7 protein-coding genes are annotated in these 9,383 nt (G+C 39.0%); 5 read left to right on the top strand and 2 right to left on the bottom strand.

Going from position 1 to position 9,383, the window contains the following annotated elements; translation table 11 throughout:
- The first annotated feature begins 125 nt into the window (after nt 1-125).
- The gene (locus EO126_RS05545) at nt 126-1,643 is read left to right on the top strand and encodes a dihydrolipoyl dehydrogenase family protein (RefSeq protein ID WP_006554907.1); all 1,518 of its coding nucleotides are present in this window, start codon (nt 126-128) and stop codon (nt 1,641-1,643) included.
- Between the two features lie 369 nt (nt 1,644-2,012).
- Nucleotides 2,013-3,197: a cation diffusion facilitator family transporter gene (locus EO126_RS05550; RefSeq protein WP_127007899.1), complete on the top strand. Its 1,185-nt coding sequence runs from the start codon at nt 2,013-2,015 to the stop codon at nt 3,195-3,197.
- 172 nt (nt 3,198-3,369) lie between these two features.
- Here EO126_RS05550 and sstT read toward each other — a convergent pair whose 3' ends face one another.
- On the bottom strand, nt 3,370-4,632 hold the full coding sequence (gene sstT, locus EO126_RS05555; RefSeq protein ID WP_006554905.1) for a serine/threonine transporter SstT: 1,263 nt from the start codon (nt 4,630-4,632) through the stop codon (nt 3,370-3,372).
- A 387-nt stretch (nt 4,633-5,019) separates the two neighbouring features.
- Here sstT and EO126_RS05560 point away from each other — a divergent pair, with 387 nt between their 5' ends.
- Entirely contained in the window at nt 5,020-5,766 is a 747-nt protein-coding gene (locus EO126_RS05560; protein WP_006554904.1) for a class I SAM-dependent methyltransferase, read from the top strand.
- Nucleotides 5,767-5,920: 154 nt separating this feature from the next.
- Here the strand turns inward: EO126_RS05560 and EO126_RS05565 are convergent, their stop codons facing one another.
- Nucleotides 5,921-6,658, bottom strand: a complete 738-nt coding sequence (locus tag EO126_RS05565; protein ID WP_127007901.1) for an SIMPL domain-containing protein — start codon at nt 6,656-6,658, stop codon at nt 5,921-5,923.
- A 586-nt stretch (nt 6,659-7,244) separates the two neighbouring features.
- On the opposite strand from EO126_RS05565, the gene EO126_RS05570 reads away from it, so the two are divergent.
- Together EO126_RS05570 and EO126_RS05575 are read left to right on the top strand one after the other, a co-directional pair.
- Nucleotides 7,245-7,985 carry an NADPH-dependent oxidoreductase gene (locus EO126_RS05570; protein WP_127007903.1) on the top strand — a complete coding sequence of 247 codons (741 nt, stop codon included), beginning with the start codon at nt 7,245-7,247 and terminating at the stop codon, nt 7,983-7,985.
- Between the two features lie 117 nt (nt 7,986-8,102).
- Nucleotides 8,103-8,975: an NAD(P)/FAD-dependent oxidoreductase gene (locus EO126_RS05575; RefSeq protein WP_127007905.1), complete on the top strand. Its 873-nt coding sequence runs from the start codon at nt 8,103-8,105 to the stop codon at nt 8,973-8,975.
- Nucleotides 8,976-9,383: the final 408 nt, after the last annotated feature.

The following is a 9,383-nucleotide window of genomic DNA, read 5'->3' on the forward strand; positions in this document are numbered from 1 at the left end:
TTGAAAATATTAATGTATACATCTCTTTATTTATATCTATCGATATGATATAATAGGTTCAAAGATAATTGATTATAATTATTGATTGTAAATCATTAAAAATACTTAACATTGGAGGTCATAACATGAAGACTTATGATATTATTGTCATCGGTACCGGCGGCGCTACTTTGGTAGCTGATGCGGCCATTGCTAAAGGTAAGAAAGTCGCTATTATTGAAAAAGGAAAATTCGGCGGTACTTGCTTAACACGCGGTTGCATTCCTACGAAGGTAATGGTTACCGTAGCAGATGCGGTTCGTGAAATTGAAGAATTGCCTAAAATCGGTGTTAAAGTGCAACCGGCTACTATTGATTGGGACTTAATGTCTAAACGTGTTTGGCAAAAAATCGATGAAAGCAAAGGCGTAGAAGCTTACTATGACAGATTTGAAAATGTTGACTTGTATCGTGGTGCGGCCAGCTTTGTACGCGATAAAGTATTGACAGTAAAAATGAACAGCGGTGAAGTAACTGAAGAAATTACCGCACCGATTATTGTATTGGGTGTCGGTGGTCATACTAAAGTTAACCCGCTTAAAGGCTTGGAAGAAGCCGGTTATATGAGCAGTGAAACTTTATTTGGTGATAAATATCCTAAGAAACCGCTTAAATCTTTGGTTGTAATGGGTGGTGGTCCTATCGGCACCGAATTCGCTCATGTATTTGCGGCAGCAGGTACTAAAGTAACCTTGATCCAGCATAATGTGCGCTTATTGCCTAAAGAAGATGAAGAAATTTCCGAACAAATTTATAAAGATCTGTCTCGTTTGGGTATTGAGATTATTTTAAATCAGGAGCCGGAAGAAGTTCGCGTAGAAAACGGTGAAAAAGTTGTAGTGATTCGCGACCGTAAATCCGGTGAAGTTCGTGAAGTACGCGGCGAAGAAATTCTCATGGCATCCGGCATTCAACCGGCTACGGAAGAGTTGAAATTGGAAAATACCTCCATTAAGACAAAACGTGGCGGTTGGATTGTAACAAATGAATTTTTAGAAACTTCGGTTGATGGCGTGTATGCTATGGGCGATGTGAACGGGGAAGCGCCATTCCGTCATAAGGCAAATTATGAAGGGGACATCATTGCTCATAACTTATATCATGCAGAATCACCACAGGATTTCCGTTGGGCTCGTTATGATTTGGTACCGGCTGTTACCTTTACTTATCCACAAGTAGGTCATGTAGGCCTTACCGAAAAAGAAGCCATTGAACAGGGCTATACTGTAAAAACCGGTAAAAACTTCTATTCTTCTTCGGCTAAGGGCTTTGCTTTAGGTTTTGATCCGGGTGATGAAAATGACGGTTTTGCAAAAATTGTAGTGGATACCAAGACTAACAACATTTTAGGTATTCATATTATCGGCCCACAAGCATCCATCTTGTTCCAGCCATATGTTAACTTATTAAACAGTGGCGATACACCGTTGACACCAATTAATGAAGAAATCGGCTCTGAGTTGACTAAACAGTTACGTAGTGAAGGTTTGGTTCGCAAAATGGATCCTCATTCCGTAATTACGGTTGGGGAAACTATGACACCACATCCCGGACTTTCGGAAGTTGCTATGTGGACTCAGGTTTATTACGAAAAACGTTGGTAAGCTGAAAAATTACTGAATTAAAAGCTGTTAGATTTATTGTTTATAAATTTTAAAATTTACTGGGCACAAATCTAAAATTTCACTGTTATAAACATATAATATAATTTGAAACCCTCCTTGATGAGGCGTATTATATAGTAGAGATCTTAGTTTACAAGTTCTTTATGATACGTTTCTTGAGGAGGGTATTTTTTACAAAAATATGTATTGATAATCGATGAGAAACAGTGTATACTATTTTAAGTAAATAATGATTATTCATTGAGAGATGAATAAGAATCTTAAATGGGCCTCTTCATAAGCCTGTTTAGAAATATATATGCGTATGTGTTTGAGTTTTAAAAGTTTTAAAATTTGGTGGGGACAATAATGCAAGAACAAATAATACGATGGTTTATAAAAGATTATGACTGTGTGAAAGCACCGGCCGTACGAACAAAATATGGAAATTTAACCAGCATTGTAGGGATTATTACGAATTTAACTATCTGTATCGGTGAAATTATTGTCGGTTTATTGGTAGGATCCATTGCTATGATTAGTGACGGTATTCACAACGTAGCCGATGCGGGCGGTTCTGCCATATCCTTATTGAGTTTTCGGTTTTCCGCCAAAAGGGCCGACCAAGAGCATCCATATGGACATGGACGTATTGAATATCTGTTGTCCATAGGATTTTCTGTTTTATTATTTGTGTTAGCCACACAGTTATTTTTGGAAGCCATTGATCGTATCATGAATCCGCAGATGGTAGAATTCTCTTTATGGGCATTCATTGTTATGTTGTGTGCAATGGGTCTCAAAATATGGCTTTATACATTTTTTAAGAACATCGGTATTCGTATTAATTCACCGATTTTACAGGCAAATGGTTTGGAATGCTTGTCTGATGTATGGGCTACTTTAGGTATTACCGTAGGTTTGGTAGTAGGCGGTTTGCTTGATTTCCCGATTGACGGTTACTTAGGGGCTATTGTTTCGCTCATGATCGGTCGTGCCGGCTATCATGTATTGTCCGATGCCATCAATCGCTTGTTGGGGAATGAACCGAATCCTGAAATGGTTAATGATATTGCCAATTTTGTTAAATCCTATCCGGGTGTGCTCGGCATTCATGATTTAATGATTCACGATTACGGTCCCGGCCATGTATTTGCCAGCATTCACGTGGAAGTAGATGCGAAAGAAGACGTGATTAAGAGTCACAATCTGATTGATCGTATTGAACGGGATGCGCAAAAGCAATTATATATACAGCTTACTATTCACATGGATCCGTTATTGATTACCAAAGAATCGATGGAACTTTATGATAAAATTCATGCCGTTGTTAAAGCTTATGATAATCGACTGAGTCTTCATGATTTACGGGCCGTTCAAAATGATGATAAAACGCATATCATCTTTGATTTGGTGGTACCGAATGATGATTGCAAACGAATGGATGAGATTGCCAAGGCCATTACCAATATTTTGCAGGCTATGGATTCTTCTTATGTAGTGACGATTACACCGGAACACAGCTATACGGGTACTGAAAATATTCACGACTAATAAAATGAGTCGGTAATAATTAAAAAATATGAAATTGTAAAATAAAAGGATGGCCGTTCCTCACCGGGGTGAGTGAACGGCCATCCTTTTTTGTGTAGGTGTTTTTATAAATGAGCATTCAGCTGTTTGGCTTCATACTTTTTAGTTAAAAACGGATACATTGTTTTTGTGCTTACGCTTCAATTGTTTTATTTAAAACAACTTTGGACTGATCTTCGTTGAGGTTTTCAGGATAACCATGTTCAGCGAAGTCGGCAGCAGCTACAAAGAGAATATCGGTGGAGGAGTTAAGAGCAGTTTCCGTGGAGTCTTGAAGAACGCCGATGATGAAACCAACACCAACAACCTGCATGGCGATATCGTTGGAAATACCAAATAAGCTACAAGCAAGCGGAATCAATAAGAGGGAACCGCCGGCTACACCGGAAGCACCGCAGGAACCGATTGTTGCGATAATACTTAATAAGATAGCAGTACCGAAATCCACCGGAATATGAAGAGTATTAACGGCTGCTAAGGTCATAATAGTAATAGTAATAGCGGCACCGGCCATATTGATTGTAGCTCCCAAAGGAATAGCGATGGAGTAAGTATCAGGGGATAAGCCGAGGCGTTTGGCCATATTCATATTAACCGGAATATTGGCAGCGGAACTGCGCGTAAAGAATGCGGTAATACCGGATTCACGTAAACATTTAAAGGTAAGTGGGAATGGATTACGGCGCATAACCAAGTAAACAATAATAGGATTTACAACAAGGGCTACGAAGAACATGCTGCCTAATAATGTCCCTAATAATACAGCATATTCAACTAACGCTTCAATACCGCTGGTGGAAATGGATTCGGCAACGAGGCCCATAATACCGAACGGAGCCAAGCGAATAACCCATTGTACAACCATGGTAATCGCATCGGAAATACCTACAAACAGATTTTTTACTTCTTCGGTTGCATGACGAAGGGCAAAGCCGATAACAACGGCCCAACCTAAAATACCGATGTAGTTACCGGTCATGATGGCATGAAGCGGATTATCTACGATATTACGTAATAAGGTAATCAATACTTCCGCGATGCCTTGCGGAGCTTTGGCATCTTCAGCTGCAGTCACTAAATGAAGAGTGGCCGGGAAGAGGTAGCTGGCAAAAACGGCGATTAAGGCCGATAGGAACATACCAATCATATACATAAGGATGATTTTTTTCATGCCTGTTTTTTGATTGGCCCGATGACGGCAAACGGCAGCGATAACAAGGAAGAATACCAATAAAGGTGCAATCCCTTTTAAGGCGCCTACAAAGATGATCCCCAGCAGTGACAAGTCTTTACCAACTGACGGATTAATCAGGGCCACAGAAATACCGATGGCCAGCCCTATCATGATTTGATAAATCAGTTTGACTCGGTTAAACACTTGTAAAATTGCTTTCATAATAATCTCTCCTTCGACACTCAAAAAATAATGCGTTTGTAATGGACATATGTCGTTATAATACGGACAACAAATGTTATCAAGAGGCAATTTGATTAAAGTAAAAATATTTTGAAGATAAATTTTAGTACAGGCTATTTCAGCTGATTATTAATTTTTTGAGAGACCATTTACTTTACAAATTATAGAACTATTGGTTATACTATAGAAACGCAATAATGAAAAGAATCATCAAAATATAAATGAGATATGGTACAATAAGATGTACGGAGATTAATCAGATGATTAATTATGGTTTGGAATGGCAGTTCCTTATGATTAGTAAGATGATTGATATAGTATTATGGTAGGTATGTAGGTTTTAAAAAGATTGTGAGTGAAGAATATATGCAAGGGAATACAAAAGAGCAGTCACTGACCTTTTCCAACCATGCGGAAAAGGAAGTTTTTGTACAAGGCGTTTTTTCACATATAGCTAAACATTATGACCTGATGAATTCTTTGTTGAGTTTTCACCAAGATTCTTATTGGCGTCGTTTTGCCGTAGAAAAAATGGCTTTAAATGAAAATATGAATATTTTGGACGTTGCTTGCGGTACCGGTATGTTAACTAAGGAAGCACTGCGTCAAATGCCAAGCCTTCATATTGAGGCCTTGGATTTCAGTCCGGAAATGCTCGCCCAAGGAGAGGTGCGTTTGGCTGAAGCCGGTTTGCTTGATAAGGTTAATTTAGTGGAAGGGGATGCCATGAATTTACCGTATGAAGCGAATACCTTCGATTGTGCCATGAGTGCGTTTGCTTTGCGTAATGTGCCGGATATTATTAAAACACTCAGCGAAATGAAACGTGTGGTCAAACCGGGTGGTCGCGTTGTTACGTTAGAATTGGCAAAACCGACAGTTATCGGTTTTAAGCAGTTGTATTACTTATATTTTGAAAAGATTTTGCCGGTATTGGGCAAGCTCAGTAAGGATCAGTCGTCCTATGCATGGCTCCCCGAATCCTTGCGTCGTTATCCACATCAATCTAAGGTGCTTGAATACTTTAAGCAAGTGGGGTATAAAGACGCTGCCTATTATGAATTAACCGGTGGTATCGTAGCGGTTCATGTGGGCATTGTACCGGAAGAATAATTTAGATTATTTAGCTTGTACGTTCTACCCTTATAATAAAGCAAATATAAGCGTAAGCCATAAAATCTATGCGGATATGAAAAAAGCCGAGTTCATTTGAACTCGGCTTTAGTATTTATGTGATTAATTAAACGAATCTGTTGTGAATAGCAAATTAACGAACATAGAATGTTAAATCTACATTCTTGCTTACGGTGATTTCACCTTGTTCTACCGGGGTGGAAGAACCAAGCATGTCTGATGCTTTATAAAGACGCATGGAGTTTTCCATAGTGTAAGTGTTAGTGCCACCTACGGAAGCATCTTTAATACCGGCCAATTGTTGACCCAAAGCACCGGCAATGACTTCAGCTTGATGACGACCGTTTTTAACAGCTTCAGCAGTCAATTGGTCATTTAAAGCTTGATCTACATCGGCTTCGAAGCTGAGGGATTGAATGTTATTGGCACCGGCAGCTACGGCATTATCGATAACTTGGCTGATTTTGTTCAAGTCGTTGATGCGAACGGCTACGGAATTGGAAACGGTATAACCTACAACAGAGTCTCCGGAACGATCACAAGTAGTGCTGTAATCGTTTTTAGGGGAAACGGAGAAGTAGGATGTTTGAATGTTGTTTTTAGTAATGTCTACATTAGCAAGGCGAGCAATCAAATCACTCATAACACGATCGTTAGTTGTTTTAGCAGCACCTACCGTAGAAGCTTCGCTGGTAATGCCTAAACGAAGGATAGCATAGTTTGGTGCTACGGAACGGGTTGCCGTACCGCTTACATGGATTTGGGCATCTGTATCAGTTGGTGCAGCTGCTAATGCAGAACCGGTGAAGCCTACTGCTAAGGCTGCAATTAAAAGACCGCGAGTTAAATGTTTAGTTAATTGAAGTTTCATGTGAATGGACTCCTTTTTATTTTTAAAAAATGGAAATTGAAAACTGAAATATAAATTTCGTTACCATATAAGTAGTATAACAAATTATAAACATTTAGGCAATTTTTGTTTTAGATTGGTCATTTATTGAATAAAAAATTAAAGAAAATCGATGATTTAGCGTATAAGAGTAAATAAGTATAAGTATTTGGTGATGATTTATGCATGACTATATATTGCTTGACATATAAAGATGCATTAGTTATATTTTAAGTATAGTATTCATGATCGTGAAAGTTAATATCTGTTTTAAGAATAATGGCAGGCGGCTTTTGGCGCGGAAGCGGGGAATTGTCTAAATAATTGATTGTTTTATCAATTATTTGAGGACTAGACAAGCCTACTAAATAGTGTTACTGTAAAAAGAGAAAATTCGATATTAAATACTAGGGTGTTTTATAGTATTAATTAGAATGACATTTACAGTATAATTATGATTTTTGTCATACTGTGTAATAATTTTGATATGCAATATGACGGAAATCTGTGGTAAAATACAGTTCTCCGACTTTGTCGGGCGATGTATTTTAGTAAAGGAGACGATCCTATGAATCCTATTGACGTTTTATTAAATCATCGTACTATTCGTGAGTTTAAATCCAGTCCTATGCCGCCGCAACAACTGAGTATATTACTGGATATTGCAAAACGGACGGCTACGAGCATGGGGATGCAAAGTTTCAGTATTATCCGCATCGTAAATCCGGAATTGAAAGCGGCTATTGCGGAAGTTTGCAACCAGGAGTATGTAGCACGGGTACCGGAACTATTTATCTTTATAGTCGATGCGTACCGTAACTCACGCATAGCTCGTGAACAAGGTGTAACGAGCGACAGTGAACGTGATAGTGATCGTTTCTTCCAAGGCTGGATGGATGCAGCTATTGCAGCGCAGAATATGGTAGCGGCTGCAGAGCTTGGCGGCTTCGGTACTGTTTATTTCGGCAGTATCCTAAATAATGTACCTAAGATGATCGAGCTTTTAAAATTGCCGGAATTAACATTCCCGGTAGTAGGACTCGGTATTGGCGTACCAAACCAGAAGCCGCAATTAAAACCGCGGATGCCTCGTGAAGCTAATGTATTTGATGATTCATATACTGTATTTGACTCGTATCTGGAATTGTTGGAAGATTACGATGAAGAAATGGAACAGTATTATGACATGCGCGATATGAATCGCCGTGTAGATTCGTTTACTAAACAGATTGCCGGTAAAAAGGCAGTTCCGTTAAGACAAAAATTAATACAACAAGCAGAAGCACAAGGCTTTAAATTTACGATATAAAGGACTAAATACTTTTACGCCCCGAGCGGTCACCGTCAAGGTATTTTTTATGGGCTGACTACTTGTTACAGCAAGTGGTCAGCCATTTTTTACTAATTCTAATGCAAGGGGACAGATATGGCAGTTTTTGATGTGGCTATTGTAGGCGGCGGTCCCGCCGGTTTATCAGCCGCTTTAACCGCACGTGTTCACAATAAATCGGTGGTATTATTTGAAGCTGCCGGCTTTGGTGATAAATTACGACGTGCCTCTAAAATTAATAATATTCCTGGGATTATGACCATTAGTGGTATAGATTTTATGGAAAATTTATTGGAACAGACATTGTCTTATGAGCCTGTTATTGTAAAAGAAAGGGTTCAGTCCGTTTTTATCGGCGAACCGTTTACATTGATGACAGCCGATAATGTGTTTCAAGCAAAAAGTGTAATTTTGGCTACCGGTGTAGCCATGAGTAAAACCGTTCCCGGTGAACGTGCTTTGCTCGGGCGTGGTGTAAGTTACTGCGCCAGCTGTGACGGTCACTTTTTTGAAGACAAGGATATAGCCGTATATATTAATACATTGGCTTATCAGCAGGATGTGGAATTGTTAGCGTCTTTAGCTAAAAATATGAATCTTTATATCGGTGGTGCATTACAACTGCCGAGAGAATGGCTCGATACATTACCTGCTTCCGTAGTAGTACATAAAAAAGCGATTGTACAAAGTGTAGAAGGTGAAAAGGCCGTTACGGCGATTCATACTAATGAAGGTATGAAGACAGTAGATGGTGTATTCTTCTTGCGCGATACGTATCCGCCTGAAAACTTGGTGGAAGGCGTGATTCTTGACGGTAATTCGGTTGCCGTTAATCGTCATATGGAAACTAATTTTAAAGGTTTATTTGCTGCCGGTGATGTAGTGGGTACACCGTTACAGGTAGCTAAGGCAGTCGGCGAAGGTCAAATGGCCGCGTTTAGTGCAGTAGCGTATGCTGCCGGTTATTAATTCCGGGGCAGGTAAGACTTTAATTTAAAAGAATACATTATTGATTAACGTGTAGCGACACCCATGCCGTTGAAAACAGGTTCTGCGGCATGGGTTTAAATTTTCTGAAAAAAATTAAAATTAGGGGTTGACGAACCGTTCGGAAATCGGTATACTAATCAAGTCGCTAAAACAGGGCATGACAATTACAAGCGAGTTTAATTTGAAAAGTTATTAACATAACAAATTTCAAAAAACTTCTAAAAAAGTAGTTGACATGAACTTTATGACGTGGTAATCTATATAAGACGTCGCATTAAAGCGATGAAACAGATCTTTGAAAACTGAACAATGTAAGGTAATCATTTTTAACGAAATGAACATAGCCAGAGTGCGGGTTTCAACAATGTTGAAACCAACCAAATAAAT

Source organism: Veillonella seminalis (assembly GCF_003992065.1).
GTDB lineage: Bacteria > Bacillota > Negativicutes > Veillonellales > Veillonellaceae > Veillonella_A > Veillonella_A seminalis.

Coding starts and splice junctions, on each gene's coding strand:
- sstT (WP_006554905.1), bottom strand. CDS start 4,632: ATGAAAGCAATTTTACAAGTGTTTAACCGAGTCAAACTGATTTATCAA.
- EO126_RS05550 (WP_127007899.1), top strand. CDS start 2,013: ATGCAAGAACAAATAATACGATGGTTTATAAAAGATTATGACTGTGTG.
- EO126_RS05545 (WP_006554907.1), top strand. CDS start 126: ATGAAGACTTATGATATTATTGTCATCGGTACCGGCGGCGCTACTTTG.
- EO126_RS05565 (WP_127007901.1), bottom strand. CDS start 6,658: ATGAAACTTCAATTAACTAAACATTTAACTCGCGGTCTTTTAATTGCA.
- EO126_RS05560 (WP_006554904.1), top strand. CDS start 5,020: ATGCAAGGGAATACAAAAGAGCAGTCACTGACCTTTTCCAACCATGCG.
- EO126_RS05575 (WP_127007905.1), top strand. CDS start 8,103: ATGGCAGTTTTTGATGTGGCTATTGTAGGCGGCGGTCCCGCCGGTTTA.
- EO126_RS05570 (WP_127007903.1), top strand. CDS start 7,245: ATGAATCCTATTGACGTTTTATTAAATCATCGTACTATTCGTGAGTTT.